1 pseudogene is annotated in these 290 nt (G+C 65.9%); it reads left to right on the top strand.

What is annotated here, in order from left to right:
• Nucleotides 1-290, top strand: a pseudogene (locus AAEY83_RS13960) (TonB-dependent siderophore receptor); the annotation flags it as partial.

Below are 290 nucleotides of genomic sequence, written 5' to 3'. Positions count from 1 at the left end.
GCGTGACCCCGACCGGTTCCGGCATCGGCGGCGGCGTCAACCTGCAACCCAAGCGCGCCGGCGACGTGCCGCTGCGTCGTTACACCACCGACATCAACAGCGAAGGCCGCATCGGTCATCACTTCGATATCGGCCAGCGTTTCGGTGAAGACAACCGCTTCGGCGCGCGGGTCAACCTGTCGCAGCGCGAAGGCGACACCGGCATCGATCACGAGAACCAGCGCTCGAAACTGTTCGCCATCGGCCTGGATTATCGCGGCGATGCGCTGCGGGTGTCCGGCGACTTTGCC

The sequence above is a fragment of the Psychrobacter sp. TB20-MNA-CIBAN-0197 genome (assembly GCF_040309765.1).
GTDB classification, from domain to species: Bacteria; Pseudomonadota; Gammaproteobacteria; order Pseudomonadales; family Moraxellaceae; genus Psychrobacter; species Psychrobacter submarinus.
Note: the sequence above shows the minus strand (reverse complement) of the source record. Positions and strands in the feature narration are given on the sequence as shown.